General features: G+C 68.9%; 18 protein-coding genes and 1 pseudogene. 9 read left to right on the top strand and 10 right to left on the bottom strand.

Going from position 1 to position 25,125, the window contains the following annotated elements; all coding sequences use genetic code 11:
* Window positions 1–56: 56 nt before the first annotated feature.
* Window positions 57–2,831: an EAL domain-containing protein gene (locus AM586_RS02960; RefSeq protein ID WP_052233975.1), complete on the top strand. Its 2,775-nt coding sequence runs from the start codon at window positions 57–59 to the stop codon at window positions 2,829–2,831.
* Between the two features lie 86 nt (window positions 2,832–2,917).
* On the opposite strand, the gene AM586_RS02965 is transcribed toward AM586_RS02960, so the two are convergent.
* Window positions 2,918–3,856, bottom strand: coding sequence for a diacylglycerol kinase family protein (locus AM586_RS02965; protein ID WP_047825286.1), 939 nt, complete (start codon window positions 3,854–3,856; stop codon window positions 2,918–2,920).
* 83 nt (window positions 3,857–3,939) lie between these two features.
* Window positions 3,940–5,067, bottom strand: a complete 1,128-nt coding sequence (locus tag AM586_RS02970) for a branched-chain amino acid ABC transporter substrate-binding protein (protein ID WP_047825287.1) — start codon at window positions 5,065–5,067, stop codon at window positions 3,940–3,942.
* 114 nt (window positions 5,068–5,181) lie between these two features.
* Between AM586_RS02970 and AM586_RS02975 the strand changes: the two genes are divergently transcribed.
* The 5 genes from AM586_RS02975 (at window position 5,182) to AM586_RS02995 (ending at window position 8,396) form a co-directional block, all read left to right on the top strand.
* Entirely contained in the window at window positions 5,182–6,069 is an 888-nt protein-coding gene (locus AM586_RS02975; protein WP_109370415.1) for a MaoC/PaaZ C-terminal domain-containing protein, read from the top strand.
* Window positions 6,070–6,107: 38 nt separating this feature from the next.
* Window positions 6,108–6,545: a universal stress protein gene (locus AM586_RS02980; protein ID WP_047825288.1), complete on the top strand. Its 438-nt coding sequence runs from the start codon at window positions 6,108–6,110 to the stop codon at window positions 6,543–6,545.
* A 14-nt stretch (window positions 6,546–6,559) separates the two neighbouring features.
* On the top strand, window positions 6,560–7,003 hold the full coding sequence (locus tag AM586_RS02985) for a universal stress protein (protein ID WP_047825289.1): 444 nt from the start codon (window positions 6,560–6,562) through the stop codon (window positions 7,001–7,003).
* Window positions 7,004–7,113: 110 nt separating this feature from the next.
* Window positions 7,114–7,695, top strand: coding sequence for a sigma-70 family RNA polymerase sigma factor (locus AM586_RS02990; RefSeq protein WP_373887940.1), 582 nt, complete (start codon window positions 7,114–7,116; stop codon window positions 7,693–7,695).
* On the top strand, window positions 7,692–8,396 hold the full coding sequence (locus AM586_RS02995) for an anti-sigma factor domain-containing protein (RefSeq protein ID WP_047825290.1): 705 nt from the start codon (window positions 7,692–7,694) through the stop codon (window positions 8,394–8,396). The genes AM586_RS02990 and AM586_RS02995 overlap by 4 nt, the downstream gene beginning before the upstream one ends.
* A gap of 15 nt (window positions 8,397–8,411) precedes the next feature.
* On the opposite strand, the gene AM586_RS03000 is transcribed toward AM586_RS02995, so the two are convergent.
* From AM586_RS03000 to AM586_RS03015, 4 genes are read right to left on the bottom strand one after another with little or no spacing between them, the layout of a single operon-like run.
* Window positions 8,412–9,536: a HupE/UreJ family protein gene (locus AM586_RS03000; protein ID WP_047825291.1), complete on the bottom strand. Its 1,125-nt coding sequence runs from the start codon at window positions 9,534–9,536 to the stop codon at window positions 8,412–8,414.
* The gene (locus AM586_RS03005) at window positions 9,533–10,732 is read right to left on the bottom strand and encodes a lipopolysaccharide assembly protein LapB (RefSeq protein WP_052233977.1); all 1,200 of its coding nucleotides are present in this window, start codon (window positions 10,730–10,732) and stop codon (window positions 9,533–9,535) included. Before AM586_RS03005 ends, AM586_RS03000 begins: the two co-directional genes overlap by 4 nt.
* Complete coding sequence (locus tag AM586_RS03010) at window positions 10,729–10,980, bottom strand: hypothetical protein (RefSeq protein WP_047825292.1); 252 nt, start codon at window positions 10,978–10,980, stop codon at window positions 10,729–10,731. Before AM586_RS03010 ends, AM586_RS03005 begins: the two co-directional genes overlap by 4 nt.
* Before the next feature lie 10 nt (window positions 10,981–10,990).
* Window positions 10,991–12,484 carry a DUF4331 domain-containing protein gene (locus AM586_RS03015; protein ID WP_047825293.1) on the bottom strand — a complete coding sequence of 498 codons (1,494 nt, stop codon included), beginning with the start codon at window positions 12,482–12,484 and terminating at the stop codon, window positions 10,991–10,993.
* Between the two features lie 319 nt (window positions 12,485–12,803).
* On the opposite strand from AM586_RS03015, the gene AM586_RS03020 reads away from it, so the two are divergent.
* Both AM586_RS03020 and AM586_RS28715 read left to right on the top strand, forming a co-directional pair.
* Window positions 12,804–13,952, top strand: a complete 1,149-nt coding sequence (locus AM586_RS03020) for a hypothetical protein (protein ID WP_047825294.1) — start codon at window positions 12,804–12,806, stop codon at window positions 13,950–13,952.
* Window positions 13,953–14,039: 87 nt separating this feature from the next.
* A pseudogene (locus AM586_RS28715) lies at window positions 14,040–14,213 on the top strand (SDR family oxidoreductase); the annotation flags it as partial.
* Window positions 14,214–14,511: 298 nt separating this feature from the next.
* On the opposite strand, the gene AM586_RS03030 reads toward AM586_RS28715, so the two are convergent.
* From AM586_RS03030 to AM586_RS03040, 3 genes are read right to left on the bottom strand one after another with little or no spacing between them, the layout of a single operon-like run.
* Window positions 14,512–15,444, bottom strand: coding sequence for a hypothetical protein (locus AM586_RS03030; protein ID WP_047825295.1), 933 nt, complete (start codon window positions 15,442–15,444; stop codon window positions 14,512–14,514).
* On the bottom strand, window positions 15,441–17,840 hold the full coding sequence (locus AM586_RS03035) for an LTA synthase family protein (protein ID WP_052233978.1): 2,400 nt from the start codon (window positions 17,838–17,840) through the stop codon (window positions 15,441–15,443). Before AM586_RS03035 ends, AM586_RS03030 begins: the two co-directional genes overlap by 4 nt.
* Window positions 17,834–19,081 (bottom strand): YaiO family outer membrane beta-barrel protein, encoded by a 1,248-nt coding sequence (locus AM586_RS03040; protein WP_052233979.1) that lies wholly within the window; start codon window positions 19,079–19,081, stop codon window positions 17,834–17,836. Before AM586_RS03040 ends, AM586_RS03035 begins: the two co-directional genes overlap by 7 nt.
* 346 nt (window positions 19,082–19,427) lie before the next feature.
* Between AM586_RS03040 and AM586_RS03045 the strand changes: the two genes are divergently transcribed.
* Entirely contained in the window at window positions 19,428–20,453 is a 1,026-nt protein-coding gene (locus tag AM586_RS03045) for a DUF3108 domain-containing protein (protein WP_060566903.1), read from the top strand.
* Between the two features lie 30 nt (window positions 20,454–20,483).
* Here AM586_RS03045 and AM586_RS03050 read toward each other — a convergent pair whose 3' ends face one another.
* Window positions 20,484–25,121 carry a pilus assembly protein gene (locus AM586_RS03050; protein ID WP_047825297.1) on the bottom strand — a complete coding sequence of 1,546 codons (4,638 nt, stop codon included), beginning with the start codon at window positions 25,119–25,121 and terminating at the stop codon, window positions 20,484–20,486.
* Between the last annotated feature and the right edge of the window lie 4 nt (window positions 25,122–25,125).

The raw sequence follows: 25,125 nt of genomic DNA on the forward strand, positions 1-25,125 counted from the left end.
TTCCCGCAATCAGGCACGCGCTGCCCACGCCGGGCCACTCCGACCACGAGCACACCATGAACGCGCCGGCCCCGATTTCCCTCGCAGACGATTCCCGCGCCCACATCGACAACGCTTTCGAGCTGATGATCCTGCTCGACCGGGACGGCCGGCTGCTGTGCGCCAACGCCGCCGCCGCGGAAATCCTCGGCTACCACCCGGCCGAGCTGCTGGCCCGGCCCTGCCGCGAGCTGGTGCTGGATGAAGACCGCGCCGCCTTCGACGCCCTGTGGGAGGCGGCCTGCACCGGCATGCCCTGCCGCGACCGCGAGCTGCGCTGGCGCCGGCGCGACGGCCGCACCGTGTACCTGGCGCTGTCGGTGCGCTGGTCCGCCACCAGGCAGGTCGGCTATGCCAGCGCCCGCGACGTCACCGAATTCCGGGCCGCCCAGGAAGAGCTGCAGCGCTCGCGCGAGCGCATGAACGCCATGCTGGAGAGCATCGGCGACGCTTTCTTCGCCGTCGACCGCGACTGGCGCATCATCTACGCCAACGGCAAGGCCACCACCTTCGTCAACGTCGAGCTCAAGTACGCCATCGGCCGGCCGCTGCTCGAGGTGGCGCCGGCCCTCGACGGCACTCTCTTCCTCGAGCAGTACCGCGAGGCGATGGCGAGCGGCCAGCCGACCCTTACCGAAGCCTTGTGGACGCCGAACGGCGCCTGGATCGAGGCGCGCGCGTATCCGACCCCGGACGGCCTCTCGGTCTACTTCCACGACATCACCGAGAAGCGCCTTGCCGAAGAAGCGGTCCGCAAGAGCGAACAGCGTTTCCGCAGCCTGTTCCAGCAGGCCGGCGACAGCATCGTCATCTCCGACCGCGAGCTGCGCATCGTCGCCGCCAACGGCCGCGCCTGCGCGCACTTCGGCTATACCGAGGACGAGATGCTGGGCCTGTCGGCAGGCGACATCGACAGCAGCTTCCACTATGGCAGGTCGCTGCTGGAAAGCCTGCGCCAGGGCCAGACCCACCTGCTGCGCATCACCAAGCGCCGCAAGGACGGCAGCACCTTCCCGGCCGAGGTCCACGTCTCGCGCTTCGAGGACGGCGGCCAGGAATTCTTCCAGGCGATCATCCGCGACCTGACCGAGCGCGAGCAGGCCGAGCGCCAGCTGCGCGAGAGCGAACAGCGCTTCCGCGAAGTGATCGAGATGACGCCGGCCGGCTACGTGCTGGCCAGCGCCGACGGTCGCATCCTCGACGTCAACCCGGCCCTGTGCGCGCTCTCGGGCCACACCCGCGAGACGCTGCTTGGTACCGGCCTAGCGCACCTGTTCACGGTGTTCCCGTGGGACGGGCTGGAGTCCGACCGGTCCGGCCATGCCGCCGTGAAGGGCGCCGAGGCGGTGCTGCGGCATGCCGAAGGCCATCTGCTGCACGTGCTGCTGAACGGCAGCGCGCACTGCGATGCCGACGGCAGGCTCGAATCCGTCACCGGCCTGCTGACCGACATCACCGACCGCAAGCAGGCCGAGCACCGCCTGCAGGAACTGGCGACCCACGACACCCTCACCGGCCTGCCGAACCGCGCCCTGCTGCACGAGCGGCTTCAGCGCATGCTCGAGGCCTGTGCGCCGGGTAACGGCGTGGCCGTGATGTTCCTGGACCTGGACCGCTTCAAGGAGATCAACGACTCCTTCGGCCACGAGCACGGCGACGTGCTGCTGTGCGAGGTGGCGGCGCGCCTGCGCAAGGTGCTGCGTCCGGCCGACGTGGTGGCGCGCCTGGGCGGCGACGAGTTCGTGGTGGCGGCCGAATGCCGGGCCGGCGCCGATGGCGGCGCCTGCGCGGCGGCCGCAATCGCCGCCAAGCTGCTCGAGGTGCTGACCCTGCCGGTGACGGTCGGGGCCCAGGACGTGGTGGTCGGCGCCTCGATCGGGATCAGCATGTACCCGCGCGACGCGGGCACGCGCGAGCTGCTGTTCCAGACCGCGGACACGGCGATGTATCGCGCCAAGGCCGAGGGCCGCAACCGCTACCGCTTCTTCGAGGCCGAGATGACGGTGGCGGCGCGGGCCCGCATGGCGCTGGAACAGTCGCTGCGGCCGGCGCTGGCGCGCGAGGAATTCGAGCTGCACTACCAGCCGCGCGTGGACCTGCGCAGCATGGAGGTGGTCGGCATGGAGGCCCTGATCCGCTGGCGCCATCCGCAACAGGGAATGGTGCCGCCCCAGCAGTTCATCGGCATCGCCGAAGAAACGGGCCTGATCGTGCCGATCGGGCGCTGGGTGCTGCGCGAGGCCTGCCGCCAGACCCGCCGCCTGGTCGACGAATGCGGGCGGGCGGTGCGGGTCTCGGTCAACGTCTCCGCGCGCCAGCTGGCCCAGCAGGGCTTCGTGGCCGAAGTGCGCGAGGCGCTCGACAGCGCCGGGCTGGCGCCGTCCGCGCTGGAGCTGGAGCTGACCGAGAGCGCCCTGATCGAGGACCTCGAACGCACCGCCGCCATGCTCGGCGAGCTGCAGGCGCTGGGCGTGAAACTGGCCGTCGACGACTTCGGCACCGGCTACTCGGGCCTGGCCTACCTGCGCCGCCTGCCGATCGACGTGCTGAAGCTGGACCGCTCCTTCGTGCTGCAGGACGACGGCCGCATCAGCGCCTTCGATTTCGTGAAAGCCTTCGTCGACATGGCGCACGCACTGCAGATGTCGGTGGTGGCGGAAGGCGTGGAGACCGCCGAGGTGCTGGACTTCCTGCGCGCCGCCTCCTGCGACGAAGCGCAGGGTTATCTGCTGGGCCGGCCGCTGCCGCTGGCCGAACTGCGCGCCCTGTTCGGGGCTCAAATTAAAGCGTAAAAAACTTGCAGGGCAAGGCGCACCGTCGAAGACAGTACGCTAGTACGGCGAGACGGCGCAACGCCGCCATGCGAGTTTTTTACGCTTTAATCGGCTACCAGCAGCGCCAGCTGGCCGTCCAGCGCCTCGAAGCGCAGCGGCAGCTCCAGCTTGCGGACTTCGCCGTCGGCCGCGACCTTGATCCGGCGCCGGCCGGACAGCAGGGGCGCGTGCACCGTCATGCTGCGGAAGGCGAAGGCGACCACGTCCTCGGCTTCGCCGAGCCGCCCCAGCGCGCCGCGCAGCAGCAGGCCCAGCATGCGCCAGCGGCTGACCGGGCGCGGGGCGATCGCCGCCAGCCGCCCTTCCTCGACCGCGTGGTCGAGCGGCTGCATGCCGACCTGTTCCATCTGCAGGCGGTTGTTCCCGACGAACAGGGTCGGCGTGCGCAGGCGGTGCGCCTTCCCATCCAGCTCGATCGTGATCCGCAGGTTGCGATGCCGCCCGAGCGCGGTCTTCAGCCCCGACAGGATCGCCACCACGCGGCTGCGTCCGAACTGCTGCTTGTCGTGCTCGCGTTCCTCGAGCAGGCGCGGGTACAGGCCGACGCTGGCGTTCACCAGGAAGCTGCGCTGGTTGACCATGCCGACCTGGACGCGGCGCACCCGTGCGCGCAGCAGCGCGCGCACGGCCTCGGCCAGGTCTTCGGGAATGCCGTGGCTACGGCCGAAATAGTTGAAGGTACCCTGCGGCAGTACGCCGAACACGCAGCCGTGGCGCAGCGCCTCGTGCGCGACCGCGTTGAGGGTGCCGTCGCCGCCGGCCGCCACCAGGATCGCGCCGTCGCGCGCCGCGCGCGCCGCCACCTCGGCGGCGACCTCGGGCGTTTTCGCGCCTTCGCGCACGATGTCCAGCTCGCAGGCGCGGCCCGCGGACGCCAGGACATCGCGGATGGTGGCGCAGCGCAGCGCGGTATCGGTGCGGCCCGAGCCGGCGTTCAGTACGACGTAGAACGGCGCATCGGGCCGGGGATCCTGCTTCGCCATCGCTTCTTCTTCCTCCTGCTGTATCCGTCATGCGAGGATAGCAGTTCCGGAGGATGGCCCGCGCTGTCTTGCCCGGCGTTTACTTACTTGGTGACGGCGATCTCGGTGCGGTGGCCGCCCTTGAAGGTGTACAGGGTGATGGTGCCGTCGCGGATGTCACCGTGCTGGTCGAAGGCGATATTCCCGGTCACGCCCTTGTAGCGGATCTTCGCCAGTTCGGGCAGGTATTTCGCGGGCGCCGGGGAACCGGCCTTGTTCATCGCTTCCGCCAGGATCAGCGTCGCATCGTAGGAATACGGCGCGATGATCTGGACGTCGATCCCGAAGCGCTTGCGGTAGGCGGCGCGGAAATTGTCCATGCCGGCCTTGCCGGACGCTTCGACGCCGCCCGCTTCGGCGCACACCACCTGGCCGTCGGCCATGGTGCCGCCGGACAGCTTCTGCATCTCGTCCGAGCAGATGCCGTCGCCGCCCATCATCTTGACGTTCAGGCCGAGCTGCTTCATCTGGCGCAGCATCGGTCCGGCCACGGCGTTCATGCCGCCGAAGAACACCAGGTCCGGATTGCTGGCGCGGATGCGGGTCAGGATCGCCGAGAAGTCGGTCGCCTTGTCATTCGTGAATTCCTTCGCCACCACGTTCATGCCCTGCTGGCGCAGTCCGTTGACGAATTCCTTCACCAGACCCTGCCCGTAGGCAGTGCGGTCGTCGATCACGGCGACCCGCTTGACCGCCATGGTCTTGACCGCGTAGCGGCCCAGCGCGCGGCCGAGCTGGATGTCGTTCGCCACCACGCGGAAGGTGGTGTTGAAGCCCTGCAGCGTGTACTGCGGATTGGTCGACGAGGCCGTGATCTGCGGAATGCCGGCGTCGTAATAGATCTTCGAGGCCGGGATCGTGGTGCCCGAGGTCTCGTGGCCGATCACGCCGTTGACATGGGCGTCGGCCAGCTTCTGGGCCGCGGCGGTCGCCTGCTTCGGGTCGCCGCCATCGTCTTCCGGCGCCAGCACCCATTTGACCTTGCGGCCGGCAATGGTCGCGCCGCGCGCATTCAGGGCCTCGATCGCCATGCGAACACCGTTTTCGCTGTCCTTGCCGAAGTGGGCCACCGGGCCGGTCATGGCGGCGACGTGGCCGATCCGGACGACTTCCTGGGCCGGCGCCAGGCCGGCGGCGCTCAATGCAGCAAGGGCAAACGCGTACTTCTTCATTCCATCCTCATCTAGATAAGTGATTCTATATAACCAACACATAAGGGTACAGCGGATAAGGCTAACAAACAAGGTTCGTATGGCAACATTTGGCTTTCAGGCAGAATAGCCGTCATGCCAGATCCTTCGAATCCCCTGCCCTTGCCGCCGATGTCCGCCGCGACCCTGCTGCGCGCCCTGTTCAAGCGGCCCGGCGCCGCCCCTGCCGGCCCGGCGTCGGCGACGACCGTCCACCGGCTGGAGCGCCTCGACCCCGGCCACGTGGCGCGCTATCGCGCGGCGCTCGGCTTCACGGGTACGCATGTTCCGCTCACCTACTGCTACCTGCTGGCCCAGCGCGCCCATCTGGCGACCATGCTGGGCCGGTCATTTCCCTTCCGCCTGGCCGGCGCGATCCATGTCGACAATGCGCTGAACGGCGGCATCCAGCCCGACGCCGGCCGGCCGCTCGAGCTGGTGACCGGCGTCCGGATCGCGCCGCCGGGCCACGGCCACTCTGCCGGCGCCGTCCACGCGGTGCTGGAGACCCGCGCGACCCAGAAGGGTGTTCTCGTCTTCGCGTGCGCCAGCACCTACCTGGTGGCGCGCGGCGAGCGCGGCGGTCCGCGAGCCGCGCCGCCGCCGGCGCCGGCCTTGACCGCCCTGGCCAGCTGGCAGCTCGACGCCGCCAGCGGACGCGCCTACGCGGCCCTGTCCGGCGACTGGAATCCTATCCACCTGTGGCCCTGGTCGGCACGCATGATGGGATTGACGACGCCGATCATCCACGGCATGCACACCCTGGGCCGCGCCTGCGCCGAGCTGGAGCGCGCCGGCGGGCGTCCCCTGCGCCATCTGGACGGGCGCTTCCGCGCGCCGATCGGGCTTGGCAGCCGGGCCACGCTGGCGGCCGAGCTGGCGGGTGGCCGCTACACCGTCGAGGCAAACGGACGGATTACCGTGTCCGGCGGTTTCAGCTTTGATCTAGGTCAAACTACACGGGGTGCATATCGACCATCCTGAATGCGCCCGCAAAGGGCACATCCAACGGGGGAACGACCATGTACAAGCGCATCCTTATCCCCACCGACGGCACCGACGCCTCGCGGCGCGCGATCCTGGCGGGCGTCGATTTCGCCCGCGAGGTCGGCGCCGAGGTCGTGGGCCTGACCACCACGCCGCCCTTCCGCGTGCTGAGCACCGACAGCGAGATGCTCGAAGACACGCCCGAACAGTACACCGTCTCCAGCGAGGCCCGGGCCCGCCGCATCCTGGCCGACGTCGACGCTGCCGCGCGCGAGGCCGGCGTGAGCTGCCGCACCGAGCATGCGGTCGACGACGATCCCTATGCCGCCATCATCGCGACCGCCCAGCGCCTGGGCTGCGACCTGATCGTGATGGCTTCGCACGGACGCCGCGGCATCAAGGGCCTGCTGCTCGGCAGCGAAACCCAGAAGGTGCTGGTGCACAGCACGATCCCGGTGCTGGTCCATCGCTGATCCGCATTGCGACCATGTACCGGCGCATCCTCGTGCCTACCGACGGCACCGAACTGTGCAGCCCCGCCCTCGCGACCGCGCTCGAACTGGCGCAGCTGGGCGGCGGGACCATCGTCGGCCTGCATGCCGCCCCGCCCGACCGCCTGGCGCCGCTCGCCAGCGACGACCCGGTGCGCGCCGCCTGGCTGGCCCAGCGCGAGCAGACCGGGGCCGACGCCCTTGCCTGGATCGCCCGCCGGGCCGGAGAGGCCGGCGTCCCGTGCGAGACCCTGATGGTTCACCACGAAGAACCAGCCGCGTCCATCATCGAGACGGCGCGCGACCGAGCATGCGACCTGATCGTGATGGCGTCGCGCGGACGCACGGGCCTGGGGGCGAGCCTGCGTGCACGCCTGCTCGGCAGCGAGACCTGGAAAGTGCTGACCCATTGCACGATCCCGGTGCTGGTGGTGCGTTAAGAAGCTGTCCAGGGTCCGGGCCGCGCCCGGAAGTTTCTTCCGCGCGAGCGTCGCGGCAGTGACTTGCCGGGGTACAATCTTCACAGCCCAACAACCACGAGCCGGCTGTGATCAAGGATTCAGACCAACACGCACACCTGCGCCGGCTGCTGGGCGCCGTCGCCCTCGGCGACCGCGGCGCGTTCCGCACGCTCTACGACGCCACGTCGGCGAAACTGTTCGGCTTCGCGCTGCGTATATTAAGGAAGGACGAGCTCGCCGAAGATGCCGTCCAGGATGCCTTCGTCTCGATCTGGCACGCGGCGGCGACCTACCAGTCCCACCTGGCCGGTCCGCTGACCTGGATGGCCGCGATCGTGCGCAACAAGGCCCTCGACATTCGCCGCCGCCAGGACGACCTGCTCGACATCGACGGCGACGAATTCGACGCCGACATGCAGTCGGCGCTGCAGGACCCCGGCCGCGGCCCGCAGGACCGCGCCGAGCTGTCCGACGAGGCGCGCGCGCTGGCGCATTGCATGGCGGTCCTGGAAGGGAAACAGCGGCAGGCGATCGGGATGGCGTATTTCCACGACCTGTCGCACAGCGAAGTCGCGCAGCAGCTGGAACTGCCGATCGGCACGGTGAAGACCTGGATCCGCCGCGGCCTCGACAAACTGAAGCACTGCCTCACGAAGCGGGCAACGATATGAACATCGCCGACAAACCCGACCTGCGCGACAAACTGGCCGCCGGTTATGCCCTGGGCACCCTGAAAGGCGGCGCGCGCCGCCGCTTCGAAAACTGGATCCGCGCCGACGCCCGGGTCCGCGGCGCCGCCGCCGAATGGCAGGAACGGATCGCGCCGCTGGCCGAACTCGGCCCGGCCGTCGCACCGCCGGCGCGGGTATGGAGCGCGATCGAGCGCCGGCTGCAGGCGCCGGCCCAGGCCCAGGCCCCTTGGTGGCAGTTCTGGCGCAATCCGGACGCGCGCCCCTGGGGCGGCATCGCCATCGCCGCCGGTGCGGCGGCGGTCGTGCTGGCCGTGCTGCTGGCGGGACGGCCGGGCGCGCCGGTGCTGCAGCAGGTCGCAACGCTGACCGACGAACAGGCCCGCACGGCGCTGGTGGTGGCGGCCGACAGCGCCAGCGGCCGGCTCGAAGTGCGCGTGGCGCGCGACCTGCGCGTGCCCGACGACCGCACCCTGCAGCTGTGGGCCATCGACAAGGCCGGCAAGCCGCGCTCGCTGGGCATCCTGCCCGACAACCGCAGCGCCAGCCTGGCGCTCGACGAACGCGCCGTCGGCGGCGACGTGATGCTGCTGGCGGTCAGCCTGGAGCCGCGCGGCGGCTCGCCGAACCCGGCGGCGCCCACCGGGCCGGTGCTGTACAAGGGCGCCTGGGTCCGGCTGTAGCGCTGCCCGCCGAGCTCAGGCCGGCAGCAGGCGCAGGTCGAACAGGCGCTCTCCCAGCCAGATCGCGGCCACCAGCATGACCAGCCCGGAGCCGCCGGCCAGGATCCCGCGCTGGTACAACCTGGTCCCGCGCAGCGCGTAGGCCAGCGGCAGGAAGACGGCGACGATGGCCAGCTGGCCGATCTCGACGCCCAGGTTGAAGCCCACCAGCGGCACCGCCAGCGCGCCGGCGCGCAGCCCGAGGTCGGCCAGCACGTTGGCGAAGCCGAAGCCGTGCACCAGCCCGAAGCCGAAGGCGGCTACCCAGCGCCGCCCATGCGTCACCGGACTGAGATTGTTCAACGCCGCCAGCAGCACCGACAGCGCGATCGCCGATTCCACCCAGCGCGACGGCAGCTGCACGATGCCCAGCGCGGCGATGCTGAGCGTGATCGAGTGCGCCACCGTAAAGGCGGTCACGATCCGCAGCACGTCGCCCAGGGCGGGACGCAAGCCGCTCACCGCCTGCCAGCGCTGTCCGTGCCAGACCAGCACCGCCGGCAGGAGCAGCGACAGCAGGAACAGGATGTGGTCGTAGCCGATCCAGATATGCCATATGCCCTCGCGCACGAAACTGGCGAAGCCGCCGGCGGCGCCCTGTTCCAGCACCGCACCCGGACGGTCGCTGCCGAGCACCAGGGTATGCGTGCCGTCCGGCCTGCTGACGTTCAGCAGGCCCTTGTGCTGCGGATCGATGTCGGCGAACAGGCGGTAGTCGAGCGCCAGCGGGCCGGCGCCCGGACAGGCCGCGGAAAACCGCAGTACGGTGTAGGCGCCGTCGGTATGGCTGTCGATCAGCTGCGGGCCTGCCGTCAGGCTGCACGGCACACCGCCGCGCGCGATGTGCAGGCGCGCCAGCGCATAGGCGGCGATCGCGGCATGACGCCCCCTGACCTCGTCCCAGGTCAGGCGTCCGTCGCCGTCGCCGTCGAGGCCGATCGCGTAGTCGAGGTCGCGCAGTGCGATATCCCACCGGCCCTGGAGCGGCGCGCCGGTGCGCGCCGACTCATCCAGGCTCAGATAACTGTCGCTCGGTTTGTGCGCCCACGCCGGGGCTGCCAGCGCCAGCAGCGCCAGGAACAGGATGGCCAGGCGTTTCATGATCGTCCTCCGCTGTGCGCCGCGGCGGGCGCCAGGCGCGCCAGCACCGCGTCTTCCACGCCGCCGGCGTGCATCCACTCCAGTACAGGACGCGCCGCCCGCGCCTGCCCCGCGGCGACCGCCGCTTCGAGCAGGATGCGGGCGTCGGCCAGCTCTTTTTGCGCTTCCCAGTTGCGCTGCGCCAGCGCCAGGGCGCGCGACGCGTCATGGCGCAGCCGCAGTTCGTAGAGCGCCTGCTCGCGCAGGTGCACGCCGTCGCCGCGCCGCTCTCCCGCCTCGAAGCGCGCCGCCAGTTCGGCCAGCACCGGCGCCAGCAGGGCCGCGCGGCCGAGCGCCTGCAGCGCCAGGGCGTGGCGCAGCAGCAGGCCGTCGACCCGCAGGTGGGGCGCCAGCAGCGCGATGGCCTGCTCCGGCTGGCCCTCCGCGATCAGGAAGTCGGCATAGGCGCCGAGCAGGTAGGTGTCGCCCGGCGCCAGGCGCAGCGCTTCGCGGAAGCGCTCGCCCGCGGCGGCATGCTCGCCGCGCCGCGCCGCCATCTCGGCCAGGCTGCCCTCAACCCAGGCTGCGACCGCCGGGTCCGCCCCGCCCGCGCGCGCATAGGTGGCGGCCAGCAGGGCTTCGCTGGCGCGCAGGCGTCCGGTCATGGCGCCGACGTTGGCGATGCAGGCCGCCGTGACCAGTTCATCGGCCAGGCTGGACAGGCGCGCGCAACTGCGCGTGGCGCCCGCGTAGTCGGCGCGCACCGTCTCGACCGTGGCGCGGGTCAGCCAGGCCTGGGCATTGCCGGGGTCCTGGGCCGTCACCGCCTCCAGGTCGGCAAGCGCCTCCGGAAAGCGGTGCACGGTCTGCAGCAGGCTCGCGCGCAGCAGGCGCACGCCGGGCGGCGGCCCGGCCAGCGACCACCATGGCGCCAGCGCCGCCTGCGCGTAGCCGAAATAGCGCGGGTCGGCGTCGCGCCGGCCCAGTTCGATGTAGCGCCGCGCGACCTCGAGCGCGCGCCCGAGGTCGCGCGGGTCCTGCGCCAGCCGCTCGCGCAGGGTCCGCAGCGCGCGCTGCTGGGGATCGCTGCGCCACGGCAGCGTCTCCAGCACCTCGGCGCCGCTGGCGGGAATGCGCGGCGCGGCAGTCGCCGCACCGGCGCCGCCCGCCAGCGCCGCCAGCGCCAGCAGCGCCGGCAGAAACGCGCCCGTCCTCATGGCCCGACCGGTTGCGGTTCGGTGTTGTCGGGCATGGTGGGGGCGGCGCCATCGAGCGCGACGGGCTCGGTGTCGTCCGGCGCACTCGCGCTCAGGCTCGCGACCTGGGCGGTGAACGGGTCCGGCGCACCTTCGGCCACCGGCGGCGGCGAGGCTGGCGGCGGCTGGCCGTGGTCGTCGTGGTCGCTGCCGCCGCAGGCCGTCAGGCCGGCCAGCAGGAGGAAGCCAAGCAGGGCTGCATTCTTCATGATGGTCTCCTTACTGCTGCGGCGAACCCGGCAGCGGGGTCTTCAGGTAGGGGAAGGCGTTCGTGAAGAAGCTGGAGTCCAGGTAGGCGCCGTCCGTGAAGTGCAGCCCGCCCGCCGGCGCATCCGACGGCGCGCAGCCCAGGTTGAGGGTGCACAGCTTGCCCATCACCACCCGCAGGGCGATATCGACCACGTCGTCGCCCGGCCGCCGGCCGTTCGGGAAGCCGGCATTGTCGCCGTCGATCACGCCAAGCCGCTTCTGCGCGCCCTGCGCCACCGCCGGCACCGAGGTGTTCAGGCGCAGCATCTCGGACGCCGTCACCTTGGCCGGCTGGTTCAGGCCCTTGACCCCGGTGAGGAAGGCGGCCACCAGGTCGTTGCGCGGGAAGTTGGTGGGCGCCTTGGCGCCGGCACTGCCGTACAGCACCTCGATCAATGCCGGCAGGGTCGGGTTGGTGACGTAGTCGGCAAACTGGGCGTCGGCGGCCGGCTTGCTGTGATTGAAGCGGTCCTTGTCCTTCAGGCCGATCACGACTTCGTTCACCAGCGGCATGCCGAGGCGCGAGACCTGGGTCCAGGCCCCACCCTCCTTCGACGCACCGGCGCCGTTGCCGGGCGTCGGGTTGAGCAGCCGTCCCTGGCGCATGCTGGCCGTGGTCCAGCCGCCGATCACCGGATCCGCGCCGGCGGTGAGGCAGGAGGCCGCCACTTCGAGTTCGATGCTGGTCACGTTCTTGCCGGCCAGGTCATCCTTGGCCGCGCGTTCGGCGCCGGCCGAGAATTCGGTCGCCGGCGCCTTGATGTTGACGAGGTCGAAGGTCTCGCCGAGGTTCACCACGAAGGGATCCTTGCGCTGGCCGACGAACATGCGCGCCGGCGTGCCGCAGCCCGGGATGTTCACCGTGTACACATGCTTGGCCGCATAGGATGCATAGTCGGGAATCGACTTGTTGCCGATGTTGTCGATCGGCTTGTCGAAAGTCGTCCCGCCTCCGGTATTCGTCACCGCCGAGCGGCTGCCGCCGCGCCGGTCGCCCCGCACCACGTTGACGGTATAGGTCTCGCGCACGTTCAGGCCGGCCGCGTTGGGGCCGTCGATGGCGCCGCCGTTGATCACCAGCGGGATCGCCACCTGCTTGCCCCCGACCGTCAGCTTGGTGTCCTTGTTGGTGTTCTGGAAGCGGAACTGGAAGGTAATGTCCTCTTTCGCATCGCCATTGTTGTCGATGTGGATTTCATACAGCGCTTCCGGGTCCATCTCGAAATAATTCGGTCCGGCCTGCGGATCCTGAAGCGGGACGTAGTTGGCGATCAGGGTCACGAAGCCTTCGCGTCCCGCCTCGTAGCTGCGGAACATGTAGAAGTCGGTGGCGTCGACCTTCGGATGCTTGGTGATGAAGGGCGCTTCGCGGTGGCTGGACGCCTGGGCTGCCGGATGCAGGCCAATGGCCGCGCAGGCGGCTGCTGCCAGGGCGGCGGCCCTGGCGAATTTCTTGTGTGACATGTCTTCTCCCCTCTCGAAATGTGAACAAACGAGTGCTTGAAAGACATGTACGCGGCGCAGAGCCCGCCGGATTCAAAAAAGGCAAAAATATTTTTCCGGCAAGGTGCGCTGTAGTGCGCTTAAGAAAACCTTCTACTTGCTCTTCAGGCAACAGGCGGGCACACTGAGACGTGCTGACCATCCGTCATCGGCCACAAGCTAGCATCAATTACATGGAGAGGTAACGAAAGATCTAGAAGCACGCATCCAAGCCTGTGACCGAAACATTCCGTAAATCGAATTCCCATTTCGGGGGCGACACCTTTTCTCTGGATCCACGATGAAAATCCTTCTGACTTTTTTGCTCGCACTGGCGGCACCAGCATTTGCCGCCGAACCCAGCCCGCTCACGGCCACCGTGAAGCTGACTCACATTGCCAAAGACAACTGGCGCGCCGATTTCGAATTCTCCGAGCCGGTCGAAAAGCTGGAGCTTAGCTATACGGGCACGTCTTACCGCCAGCAAGCCTGGCATATCCGTACGCCCGGCGTGGCGCTACAGCGTCACGGCGATGATGAGCTCCTGGTTGCATCCGAGCCAGTGCGAAGGCTTAGTGTCGATGTAGACCTGTTCCTCCCTTATGGTGAAAAGAGCTATACGCCCATGGACCGCTACAGCGATGGCGGCACTGATGTCTACTTGGGATTTTTCGATGGCCGCGCCATCGTTGGAGGCAAGCCACGCCCTCTATTGATTCGCTTCGCGCTCCAGCCTCTGCCCGGTGAGCACGCCGTGGCCCCGCCGGACAATCCACAATTGCCGGATATGTATGCCTACTTCGGCCCACGTCAACCAATTGAGGGCGCTGCGTCGAAGCTCATTGTCGATCCCGCCACGCCGGCGTGGGCACAGGAAGTCCTGCGCACCACTACAGACCGCGTTAGTGCCTTCTACACGCAGTCGCTGGGTCGCCCCTTGGTATTTTCGCCGCTCGTGATGGTCGCGATGGGTGACCTGACCCGTCCGGGTTACTCGGTGAAGGGTGGAGCGATCGGCTACCAGGTGGTGTATCGGATGGAAGGCGCGCAGATCACCGCAGACACACCGGACGGACGCGCACGCCTGGCGCACGTGGTAGCGCATGAACTCGCGCATATCTGGCAGAGCAGCGTAAAGCAGGGTGGTATTGGCGAGGGCCCCGCCTGGGTGCACGAAGGTGGCGCTGAAGCGCTGGCCACGGCCGCGCTGCGCGACAGCGGCATAGTTAGCGCGGAACAATCGTCCGCCATGGTGCGCAAACTGGTTGAAGAATGTATCGCCCTGAAAGAATCTACCGACGGCTACCGGGGCACGTATTCTTGCGGCTTCAAGCGCCACGTCGACAGCGGCATCGCGCCTGTGGTCCTGTGGACGCGCATGATGAACTTGTCCGAGCAGTCCGGTCGAAGCTATTCGCCGACTATGTTCGAGCAGGCTGCTCGACAGTAATCGGCGAACAACTTCAGACGGTGCTCCGGAGCCTCATAAATCACCGAAGCCCGGGTTTAAATTTCCGCAACTGCCTGCAGAGCATGGGCGAAGGATGAATTCGCTGGGCCACGCGGTCCGGGCTATCGCCGCAAGGTCGAACTTTCGGCCGCCGGTCTCGTGGGTACACCAGACGAGGTCGCGAACGTTGCGGCCCTGTTGATGGGACCCGAGGGCGGGTTCATCACCGGCAGCGATTTTCCAGTGGACGGCGGCGTGACTTTAATCGAACTTGAATACGCACGAAAGCTATTGACTACGCCGCCTACGTCCCCGCCAAGCCGCTCGCACCTTATTAATTCGATCGCTGCGATCTGCGCGTTAAGGACGTCGCATTGAAAATCTCCATTGTGGCGTGTGCGAGCCCAATTTGCACACTGTAGGGAAGGATTGGGGCTGGAGGTATCGCCCGATTAATCAGGAAATCGACCTACATCGAACAGATATCCATCAGGCGTTCCCTTCGCTCGCTTGCACGCTCATCTGTTGGCGGTATGTCGAGCGGTTTTGACAGGCGTTCTCAGTCCAGGCCCAGCCAGCGGCGGTAGGCTGCGTAGTGATGCACCACATACCCGCCGAAGGAGCGCATCCGGCCGACGCTGCGCGAAGTCGCCGCCAGTTCGCGTTCGAGCTCGGCCTCGCCCAGGTGGTTGAACGAGACCTTTTTCAGCGCGTTCGGCGAGGTCTCGATGCCGATCAGTACCGGGCGGCCGATCGCCTCGCCGTAGGCCAGTTCGTCCATCGCGTGGCTGACCAGGCCGTCGCCGCCGTCCGCATGGTCGCGGTAATCCATCAGCGCCACGTAGTCGCAGATGTCCTGCAGGTGCTGGCTGACCGGCTTGCGTTGCCCCTTCCACTCGAGCTGGATGCCGTCCAGCCAGAACGGGATCGCCGGGCCCACTGGCAGGCTCTGGCCGGACTGCGCCTTTGCCCGCATTAGCGCGTCCGACAGCTCGACGAAGCCGGCCAGCAGCTCCATCTTGCGGGTCGACCACTCGGCCAGGATGTGCGGCTCGATGTCGAGGTTGACGCCGTCGAAGCGTTCTTCCGGGCTGGATGCCGCGTTGTAGTCGAGCACGCGTCCGAGCATGGCGACGGCTTTCTCGCGGTGGCGCGGCAGCACGTAGCGCTCCGTATGCAGGTAGCCGGAGCCCAGCAGCGCGTAGACCTTCAGGCCGGACGCGTGCATGCGGCGCAGCAGGCGGCGGTAGCGCTGCGGGTCGCCGGCGATCAGGTTGCGGCCGCGCCAGGCGTCGGCGTACAGGTAGATCGTGCCGATCGATTTCGCCTTCAGGAAGGCGATGCCCTGGGCCGCCGCGCCTTCGCTGTCGAGCATGGCATAGGATTCGCCTTCCCAGGTCCAGATGGCGCGCGGGCCGGCCGGCTCGGCCGCCTGCGCCTGCCCGCCCACCAGCAGCGCCGCCAGCGCGACGGCGGCCAGGCGGCGCCTCACAGCTTCATCTCCACATGGTACTGGCCGATGCCGATCGAACGGCCGGTCTCCGGATGCGAAGGCACCACCGACACGTAATAGGTCCCGTGCGGCAGCTTGCCGAGCTTCGCCGGCAGCGTCACCTTCAGCGTCGCGCCCGGATCCAGGGTCTGCAGCTCGCCGGCGCTCTCGCCGACTTCCAGCCCGCCGGCGTCGCTGATCACCAGCAGCGGCACGAAGGGCCGCGACGGCGCGGTCGAGGGGTTGTTCACGAAGGCTTCGACCACGGCCTGGCCCTGCGCATCCGGTGAGGCCAGGCGGCGCACGCCCGAAACGCCGACCGCGCCACCTTCGACCGCCAGCGCCACGCTGCGCAGCTTGCGCATCTCGGGACGATACGGCGCGAGTCCGTCGACGGCGTCCGAGGGCGCCAGCGCGGACGTGCGCGCGGCCACGCCGTTCGCCTGCAGGAAGCTCTGGAACTGGGCGCGCGCCGTGGCCAGCGCCTTGTCGTCGGTCGCGCGGTCGGTACGCATGCCGTCGGCCAGCGCATACAGGCGGCCCTGGGCCAGGTAGACCGAGCCGGAGACGAAATCGCTCAGTTCGGTCTTGGTCTGCTTCAGCGGAATCACGTGCAGGTTACGGAAACTGGCTTCGGTGTCGAGGCCGGTGCCGAGCCAGGTGACCTCGGTGGGCGAACGCAGGCCGTAGTTGTTCGACAGGTAGGCCAGCAGCGAAGGCGCGATGTCGAACTGCGACGACACCGACTTGATCGCCAGCGGCTTCTTCAGCATCGGCGAGTAGACGATCAGCGGCACGTGGTAGCGTTCGATGCGGGTGTCCATCGGCAGCTCGGGCAGGCGGTGGTCGCCGGTAATGATGAAGATCGTGTTCTCGTAGCCCGGCAGCCGCGCCGCGCCCTCGAAGAAGCGGCGCAGCGCATCGTCGGTGTACAGGATGCTGGCGAAGATCTCGCGCTGGGCCGCATAGCCAGGGTTCGCGTTCGCGGGAATGCCCAGCTGGGCCAGGCGCTGCCCGACTTTCTCCATGTAGCGCGCCTTGTCCGGGAAGGTGAAGGGATCGTGCATGCTGGTGGTCTGGACGATGGAAACCGAGGGTGCGCTGCCCCGGCCTTCGTTACGCTCCCGGCGCAGGACCATGTCGACCAGGTCGCCGTCCGCATAGCCCCAGTCGTTGCTGCGCTGGGCCGGCGGCCCGTAATCGCGCTCGCTGGTGAAATGGTCGACGCCTTCGCGGCGCAGGAACTGGCCTTCGTTGTCGAACTCGAGGTTCGAGCCGCTGTAGAACTTCAGGCGGTAGCCCTGCTTCTTCAGGACGCTGAGCAGCGAGGCGTGGGCCGGCATCCGGTCGCCGAGCGCGGCCAGGCCGTTCTCGCCGTAGGGCAGCGAACCGAAGACCGTGGTCAGCACGCCGAAGGTGCGGCCCTGGCCGGCCAGAAAGTTATCGAAATACAGGCTGCGGCCGGCCAGCTCGTCGAGGAAAGGCGTGAAGCTGCCCAGGCGCGCGCCGGGGCCGGAAAAGGTGCGCCCCAGGCCCTCGACGATGACGAACACCAGGTTCGGCGGCGTGGCGGAACGGCGCTCGAACAGCGGCCCCAGGGTGTCCGGCGTGCGCTCCGGATGCAGGAAGGGATAGCGCGGATCCTTGCCGGTCCAGGGCAGTTCGCCGGTGCCGCGTTCGGCCGTTGCCGGGCCCGGCGCGCCGATCAGGTGGGCCAGGTTGCGGTCGGCAAAATAGGCGGTCTTGTTCAGCAGGTAATCGATGCCGGCTTCGTTCTGGACTGCCGCCGGCGCGAAGTGGTCGGGCAGGAAGGCAAAGGCCAGCAGGCTGGCCGCGCCCGCCACCAGCGTCCGGCGCGCGCTGGGGCGCGGCCACCATGGCCGGCCGCAGGCGGCCAGAAGCGCCCACAGCACGCCCAGCGCGAACACCAGGGCCACGATGAGCGGCGGATCGGCGCGCCAGCCGCCGCCGACCGTGGTCGCGACTTCGGCGCGCGTGTAGCCGAACAGGTCGGCGCCCAAGGGCACCCCGGCCACCCAGTGGTATTGCAGCAGGCCGGTCTGGAGCCCCAGCAGCAGCGACCACGACACGCCCAGCAGCGCCATGCGCCAGCGCCGCTTCGGCAGCAGGGCCAGCAGCGGCGCACCCAGCACGAACAGGAAGCCATAGCGCAGCAGCGACAGCAGGTCGTTCGCCAGCGCCGGCCCGAACAGGACCGACACCTTGATCTCGCCGCCGGCCACGTGCCAGGTCTCGGCTACGCGCAGGCACAGCCAGGCCAGCATCAGGGCCGGCAGGCAGCCCAGCACCTCGCCCAGGGCGCCGCCGAGCGCGCGGCGCAGCGGTCCGGTCTGCACCGCGGGGGCGGCGGCCGGCTTCTCGGCGACCGCTACCATCGGCGGTACAGCGCGAAGTTCAGGCCACGCTCGTTGCCGCCGTTCCCGGAGGCTGTGCGCGAGAAGCTGGCGCCGATCTTGCCGCCCCACTGCGGCGAGAAGTAACGCACCCAGGCGAAGCCGCCGCCACCCGAGCGGGCGCGCCCGCCCACCAGGCTGAGCGGATCGTCGCTGCGGCCGCTGTTGGCGCTCAGCTCGAGGTAGTTGTCGGCGTCGCCGGCGTAGTACCAGCGTCCCAGCAGGCGCTCGCCCGTGCTGTGCGAATCCTGCGAGACGATGTTCTGGTGGCGCAGCTGCACATAGAAGTTGCCGCTGTATTTGGCAAGGCTGATGCCGTAGATGTTGACGCGCGAGTCGAAGCCCAGCACGTCGTCGCTGAGCGAAGCTTCCCAACCCTGGCCGAGCGCCTGCCAGACTTCGACGCGGCCGGAATTCGCCGGGAACAGGCGGCCGGTGGCGGAATGCTGGTAGCGCAGGTTGGCATAGGCGCCGCGCCACAGCCCCGTATAGGCGTCCAGCGCCCAGGCGTAGTCGTGTTCGCCGAAGCGGTGCGCGCGCAGGGTCTCGAAGCCCAGCGACGCGGTCGGCAGGTAACGGCGCACGCTGGCGGTCTGGTCGTTCCAACGCGGGCCGTTGCCGACGTCGGTCCAGCTCGAGGACAGGCTGGCGGCCCAGGTATAGCCGGCGGCGTTCACCACATCCGGCGTGCCGGCCGACGGAACCGGGGGACGCGGCTGCAGATCGGCCAGCAGGCCGTCGATCTCGCCGGCATCGCCGCCCAATGCGCGGGCGTGTTCCAGGTCGGCGCGCGCATCGGATGCGCGGCCGAGGGCGCGCTGCGTGCGGGCCCGCGCGATCAGCGCATTCGGGTCGTTCGGGCGCAGCGCCACCAGGTGTTCGTAGGCGTCCAGCGCCTTGGCCGGCTGCTCGGCCCAGCGGTAGCTGTTGCCGAGCGCTTCCCATACATCGGCGTAGCCCGGCGATGCCTTGGCGGCGGCGCCGAGGTCCGCTTCCGCTTCGCTCCAGCGTCCAAGGCGCGAATAGACGATGCCGCGGCCCAGCAGGACGTCGGTATTGCCGGGCGAGCGCGTCAGCAGCGCCGAATACGCCGCCAGCGCCAGTTCCGGCTGGCCGCCGTTGGCGAGCGCGCGCGCTTTGGCGTACTGGTCGTCGAAGGATGGCGCGCTGGCGGACTGGACCTGTGCGGGCGGATCGGAGGGAAGCTGGAAATCGATGGGCATGAAGGCGGAATACGGTCAAAGGCGATAAAGAGGCAGCCGAAACTGTGCCGGACTCCCCCTATTGCGTCAAGGAAACCACCCTTTTGCGCCCCCGTCTGTCGCGCAAAACCCTCAATTCGGGACTTATTTCATGCCGGGCCGACTCAAGTCAACAACACGGCCGGACAACGAAGCGACCGTCGCCGTGGTCATGCAGGGTTTCCTGATCGGCCGGCGAGGGGGAGGCGCGCCGCCGCCACTTCCCAGATGAAGAAATGCTGTTCGTCGACCACGCTGCCGTCGGCCAGGCAGCGTAAGCGCCGGCGCATGGCTGGGCGGGACGCGTGCCAGGCGCTACACTGTCGGGATGAAGATTGTCGTTCTCCTGTCCCGGCACCGGCGCCTGCTGGCGCTGTGCGGACTGTCCGCCGCTGCCCACCTGCTGGTGCTGGAACTGGTCGCCCAGCGCGCCACCGCGCCGGCGCCCGCACCGCGCAGCGGCGAAGCCCTGCGGCTGCGGCTGATGCCGGCCCGCGCGCCGCAAGCCGCGCCGATCGAGACGGCGCGTCCGGCCGACACGGCGGCCCACCCTGCGACCGCACCGGCGCCCGCACGCGCGCCAAGGCCTGCGCGGGCCGCGGCGGCGCTCCCGCCACCGCCCGTGGCCACGCCCTCTTCCGCGCCGGCGCAGGCCGACGCCGCGGCCGACGCCGGTACGCCGCTTCTCCAGATGCCGAGCCGCTACCGGGTTCGCATGCCGGACAGCGTGCGCCTGTCCTATGCCCTCACCCGCGAGGCGCCCGGCGCGCAGCCGGCGCCGGCGGGCGCCGCCGCGATCGACTGGCGCAGCGATGGCGCTCGCTACACGCTGACGGTGGACGGGGCGCCGGGACGCCTGCGCAGCGAGGGCGGCAGCAGCGACGCCGGGATCGCGCCGCGCAGCGCCGCAGAGGAACGCGACGGCGCCAGCCTGGTCACCGACTTCGACACGGATGCGGGACGGATCCTGTTCCGCGCCGGCGGCGCCGGCGTGCCGGATGCGGTCGGCGCCCAGGACCGCGCCTCGGTGCTGATGCAGCTGGCCGGGATCGGTCTGGCCGAACCGGAGCAGATCAGCGGCCAGGTCGGGAACGAGATCCGGATCGTGGTGGCGGGCGCGGACAGTGCGGAGATCGCGCGCTACCAGGTGATGGGACAGGAAGACGTGTCCACCGCGCTTGGCACGCTCGCGGCCTGGCGCCTGGCGCAGGTCGTGCCGGCCGGCCAGGAACGCCTCGAGCTATGGCTGGCGCCCGGCCAGGGCTGGCTGCCGGTCCGGCTGCGCATGGTGCGTCCGGACGGCGGCAGCCTCACCCAGACGCTGACCCGGATCGAGCCGGGCGCGCCCAGGTAAGCCGCGCGGGCCCAGGTAAGCCGCGCGGGCCTACTCGCGCACGCGGCGCCAGCCGGCCTTGCGCGCATCCAGGCTCTCGGACGGCGGCAGCTTGAGCGACACGGTGCCGCCGTCGGCGGTGGTGGCGACCAGCTTCAGCGTGCCGTTCGGCAGGCGCACGATGATGAAGCCGACCGCCGCCGCATTGTTCGACAGGGTCCGTCCGGCCATCTCGCCGAGATCGTTGTCGATCACGACCTGGCTGCCGGTGCAGACGTCCAGCTGATACAGGTTGCTGGTGCCGCCCACCGAACATGCCGAGGACGAGGTCGGGAGGTTGGTGACCACGTTCAGCGTGCCGAACACCACCTTCGGATCCAGGTTGACGCGCTCGCCCGTGTTCTGGTTGAGGTCGAAGTACCAGCCGGCCTGGCTGCCCAGGTCGATCGCCGGACCGCTGATCGTGTAGATGTCGCTGTTGTTGCCCGGGACCTTGGTCAGCACCTGGCGCGACATGTTCTGCGCGTTGCGCCACTGGGTCGCCGCGATGCCGGCGCCGCTGTCCTTCAACACGTAGACGCTCTGCACGTCGGTGTTGCCGATGTCGCTCACGTCCAGCAGGCGGCCGGTGCCGAAGATCACGACGCTGGCGCCGCCGTTCGTGGCGGTGCCGTCGGTGCTGGTGCTGGACACCCGGCACAGCGTGACTTCGGGACGCGAGGTGACCGGCTGGCCGGTGCCGGCGTCGGCCATCTTCAGCACCTGCGGGCTGCCGCCGGCCGTGTAGTCGAAGCGCCACATCTTGCCGTTGTTGTCGCCACCGTACACATAGGTCACTTTCGGGTCGGTGAGCGGATTCGCGGTGACGGCGGTGATCTTGGCGAAGCCGGAAGGCGTCGTCGCATCCCCTTCGCCGGTGCTGCTCTTGTCCAGCACGACGCCGGTGCCGACGTCGACCACGTACAGGTAGCCCTTGCCGGTGCCGCTGGCGACGCCGTCGGTGCCGGACACGTTGTTGTAGCCCGAGGTCAGGAACACCACCCAGTGCTCGACGCCGGCGGCATCCTTCCAGGTGCCGAACTGTGGATTGCCGAACGAGAGGCCGATATCGCCGTCGTAGCTGGTGCCGCTGCAAACGGCCGGATCGGCGCACAGCTCCCACAAGGCCTTCGGATTGGCGGGATCGGTGACGTCCAGCGCGTAGTAGCCGCGCCCGCCCGCGTTCAGGCCGGCCACCAGCACGGTGCGCCAGTCGGTCCCGATCTTCACGTCGGCCACCTCGGGCGAACCGTCGGTGCTGAACTGGTGGTTGGTGCCGTAGGTCGTGCTGGCCTGCAGGTAGAGCTTCTTCATCGTGATGCGCGGCGCGTAGGCCCACATTTCCTCGCCGGTGCCGGCGACGAAGGCGTGCAGCATGCCGTCGTTGGCCGCCACAAAGACGGTCGCGGCGCGTTTCGCCTGCGCCGTCTTGTAGTCGCTGTAGCCGGCCGCCGAGTAGCCCTTGCGCGGCTCGCGCAGGTAAGCCGGCTTGGACGACGCGATATCGCCCAGCACGATCGGGATCGGCGCATCGAGGCCGGTCGGGTTGTGGTCGGTGCGGGCATAGGCGCGCATCACGGTGCCGTCGGCGTACTGCTGCTGGCCGCGCAGCCAGTTGATGATATTCGCGCCGCTGTTCACGATGGCGCGGTCGCTGGACGACAGGCTGGCGCACTGGGACAGCGCGGAACACTTGTTGTCGAACCAGGCTTTCTCGACCGCCGACATGGCCGCGTAGGTGAAGTTCTTCAGCCCGCGAGTCGTGCTGGTATCGAGCATCCAGATCGTGCGCGTGTCCGCCCCGGCTGCCACCTTGCGGCCGACCGTGTCCGAGGAGTTCCAGACCACCGAGGTGCTGACGTTACCGGTGACCGGATCCAGCTTCTTGTCGGTCAGTTCGCCGTACCACTTCACGGTGGTGAAGGTGTCGGAGAAGATGTCGTTGTCCTGCTGCGAGATGTTCGGGGTCGAGGTCGCCGCCGCGGCGGCCGCGCCGATCCGCACCTGGATGTTCGACAGCGCCGAGCTCAGGCCCGCGACCACCTGCTTGGGATCGGATGCGCTGAAGTATTTGCCATGGCCGTTGATGGCCGCGTGCCAGAGGTCGTCCACGCGCGACTGGTAGGCTGCCGAACCGCTCGAATCGCCGGTCTGCGGGTCCGGCCAGACATAGGCGCCGTTATTGTTCCACGGGCAGCCGGTGGCGGTGCCGGTGATCAGGTTGTAGAAGTCGCCGCCGACCACCGGCGCGGTGTCGTACTTCGGCTCGTAGTTCATGATGCCGTCCACCCCCAGGCCGAGGGTATAGGTGTTCATGTGCAGGCGCGTGTTCTCGCCGGTCGGCGCCGGCACCAGGCCGGGCTTGGTCCAGTCTTCGAGCGATGGGCGCAGCGAGGACAGCGCATCGTTCGAGCCGCCGTTGTACCAGTACAGGGCGACGTCGGCCAGCGAGTTGTAGCTCTGGGTCCTGGGGTCGTAGCAACCGCTGCCGCGGGTACAGAAGCGCGCCGTGTTCACCGTGTTGTCGTTGTTGACCACCGTGTCGGCGGCGCCGCCGTTCCAGTACCCATCGGTGGTGACGAAGGTGAAGTTCTGCTGGCAGGGATACTGCACCACTTCCTTGCCGCTGGCAGTCGTGTAAGGACTCTGGTTCGCGTACATCTTGCCGATCGCGTTCAGGGCCTGGCGGAGCGGGGTCGACTGGCTGCCGTTCATGGCGTACAGGCTGTCGTACCAGTTGCTGCGGTCGGTGCCGGTGAACTGGCGCGGCGCGGTCATCGCCCCCAGGGCCGCGGCGGTGGACAGCGACACGATGCCGACGTTGTAGTTCGAGTTCAGCGGCTGGAAGGCCTGGCCGACCGCGGTCTTCATCATCTGGTTGCGCGTCTTGTAGTAGGCGTACCAGTTGGCGAAGTTGGTCATCTCCTCGTCGTAGGTGCAGGTGGCGCCGGCGCAGTCGGTGCGGCCGGCCGCCTTCGGATAGCTGGTCACGGTCGGCACGATGTCGGTGCGCACGAACACGGCGGCGCCTGCGCCCAGCGGGGTGGTGGTGGTCGGGACATTATCGTAGACGGCGGTCGCCGGCGCGCTGGTCGCCGTGGTCGAGAAGGAGATGCCGGTACCCTTGATCAGCGCGCCCATGGTGACGGCCTTGCCGCCGCTGGTGGCGGTGGTGTCGACCAGGCAGACCACGTTGGCGGTCTGGCCGGCGCAGACCGGGTTCACGCTGTCGCCGCCGATATAGGCCTTGACCGTGCCGTTGGTGCCGATCGTGCTCGCGATGTCGGCGGCGATGGCCGTGCCGTCGTCGTTCTTCGAAAACGAGATGCTGGTCGAGATCAGCGTGGTCGAGCCCAGCTTGGTGCCCGACGCCAGCGACTCGTTCCTGCCCGCCTTGCCCGACACCGTGATCAGCGCGGTCGGCTGGGTCGCCGGAATCGCCACCGCCGACGGCGAACTCACGCTCAGGCCCCAGCCGGAGCGGCTGCCGTCCGCCACCACCGCGCAGGCGCCGATCGACTTGCTGACGCCGGCCGCGCAGTCGACCGGCACCACCGCGACGACGTTGTCGGCGCCCAGGTTGATGCCGTAGTTGCCGCACGCCGGCGCCGCGCCCGAGGGCGACGACGTGCGCACGCAGGCCACGTACTGGTAGCTCAGGCCGGTCTTGGCGTTGATCGAGGCGGCCAGCGCGGTCGCCATGGCCTGCTGCTTGGCGGCGCTGTTGGTGCCGGTAGATACGCTGACCGGGCCGTTCGTGATCACCACGCTGCCGCCCGGCTGCGCTACCGACACGCTGGCGATGCTCACCGTGCCCGAGGTGGCCGAGGCGTTGATGGTGATGGTGCCGTAGGCCGCCACGCCGCCCCCGTTCGGGCTCGAGAAGCGCGGATATTTGAAGCTGCCGACGTACTTTGCCTGGCAGTTGGTCAGCGAGGTGCTGTCGCACCAGCGCACCTTGGCCGCATTCGGATAGCCGGCCGGGGCCGACGCGCCCACCGCCGTGGTCTGGCAGGTGGTCAGGGTGGCGTCGGTGCAGTACTCGGCGACGTTGATGGTGTAGTAGTAGGGATTCGAGTTGACCACCTGCGCGTTGTAGCGCGCGTCGTTCGGGTAGGTGTAGGTGGCGGTGTTGTAGACGCAGTTGGCGTTGTTCGAATCGCACCAGCGCAGGTCGGGGAAGGCGGTCGCCAGGTTCGTGCTTGAAACGCTGTTGTTCAGCAGGTCCCTGGTGTTGACGCCGAAGCCGTCGGTGGTGACCGAGGTCCAGCCGGTGGTCGCGGCGCGCGTCATCGACGGGTAAGAGCTGCCGTCGGCCTTTACCGGGGGCGTGTAGCTGACCTTCGGGTCGTAGTACTGGCGGTTGAAGTCGGCGCTGGCGAACGGCGGCTGGCCGATCGAGCAGCCGCGGGTCCCGCTCGACATCAGGGCACGCGAACGGCAGGTGGAGCTGTCGTCGATGTAGTCCGGCGTGAAGGCGCTCGCCATCGAGCCGGAGTTATCGTACAGGAGCATCAGGTTCGGCTTGACGTTGCCGGTGCCGCTGATGTTCAGCAGCGGCAGCTGTGCGATGCTGGTCACGCCCGCGAAGGCGGCGCCGGCGGTGAGCGCCAGCACCAGGAGGACCAGGGGGCCTAGGATCTTTTTCATGGCA

The sequence above is a fragment of the Massilia sp. WG5 genome, assembly GCF_001412595.2.
GTDB lineage: Bacteria > Pseudomonadota > Gammaproteobacteria > Burkholderiales > Burkholderiaceae_D > Telluria.

What these genes read in the sequence shown, in the direction of transcription:
- AM586_RS02960 (WP_052233975.1), top strand. Translation starts at nt 57, where the DNA reads ATGAACGCGCCGGCCCCGATTTCCCTCGCAGACGATTCCCGCGCCCAC.
- AM586_RS02965 (WP_047825286.1), bottom strand. Translation starts at nt 3,856, where the DNA reads ATGGCGAAGCAGGATCCCCGGCCCGATGCGCCGTTCTACGTCGTACTG.
- AM586_RS02970 (WP_047825287.1), bottom strand. Translation starts at nt 5,067, where the DNA reads ATGAAGAAGTACGCGTTTGCCCTTGCTGCATTGAGCGCCGCCGGCCTG.
- AM586_RS02975 (WP_109370415.1), top strand. Translation starts at nt 5,182, where the DNA reads ATGCCAGATCCTTCGAATCCCCTGCCCTTGCCGCCGATGTCCGCCGCG.
- AM586_RS02980 (WP_047825288.1), top strand. Translation starts at nt 6,108, where the DNA reads ATGTACAAGCGCATCCTTATCCCCACCGACGGCACCGACGCCTCGCGG.
- AM586_RS02985 (WP_047825289.1), top strand. Translation starts at nt 6,560, where the DNA reads ATGTACCGGCGCATCCTCGTGCCTACCGACGGCACCGAACTGTGCAGC.
- AM586_RS02995 (WP_047825290.1), top strand. Translation starts at nt 7,692, where the DNA reads ATGAACATCGCCGACAAACCCGACCTGCGCGACAAACTGGCCGCCGGT.
- AM586_RS03000 (WP_047825291.1), bottom strand. Translation starts at nt 9,536, where the DNA reads ATGAAACGCCTGGCCATCCTGTTCCTGGCGCTGCTGGCGCTGGCAGCC.
- AM586_RS03005 (WP_052233977.1), bottom strand. Translation starts at nt 10,732, where the DNA reads ATGAGGACGGGCGCGTTTCTGCCGGCGCTGCTGGCGCTGGCGGCGCTG.
- AM586_RS03010 (WP_047825292.1), bottom strand. Translation starts at nt 10,980, where the DNA reads ATGAAGAATGCAGCCCTGCTTGGCTTCCTCCTGCTGGCCGGCCTGACG.
- AM586_RS03015 (WP_047825293.1), bottom strand. Translation starts at nt 12,484, where the DNA reads ATGTCACACAAGAAATTCGCCAGGGCCGCCGCCCTGGCAGCAGCCGCC.
- AM586_RS03020 (WP_047825294.1), top strand. Translation starts at nt 12,804, where the DNA reads ATGAAAATCCTTCTGACTTTTTTGCTCGCACTGGCGGCACCAGCATTT.
- AM586_RS03035 (WP_052233978.1), bottom strand. Translation starts at nt 17,840, where the DNA reads ATGGTAGCGGTCGCCGAGAAGCCGGCCGCCGCCCCCGCGGTGCAGACC.
- AM586_RS03040 (WP_052233979.1), bottom strand. Translation starts at nt 19,081, where the DNA reads ATGCCCATCGATTTCCAGCTTCCCTCCGATCCGCCCGCACAGGTCCAG.
- AM586_RS03045 (WP_060566903.1), top strand. Translation starts at nt 19,428, where the DNA reads ATGAAGATTGTCGTTCTCCTGTCCCGGCACCGGCGCCTGCTGGCGCTG.
- AM586_RS03050 (WP_047825297.1), bottom strand. Translation starts at nt 25,121, where the DNA reads ATGAAAAAGATCCTAGGCCCCCTGGTCCTCCTGGTGCTGGCGCTCACC.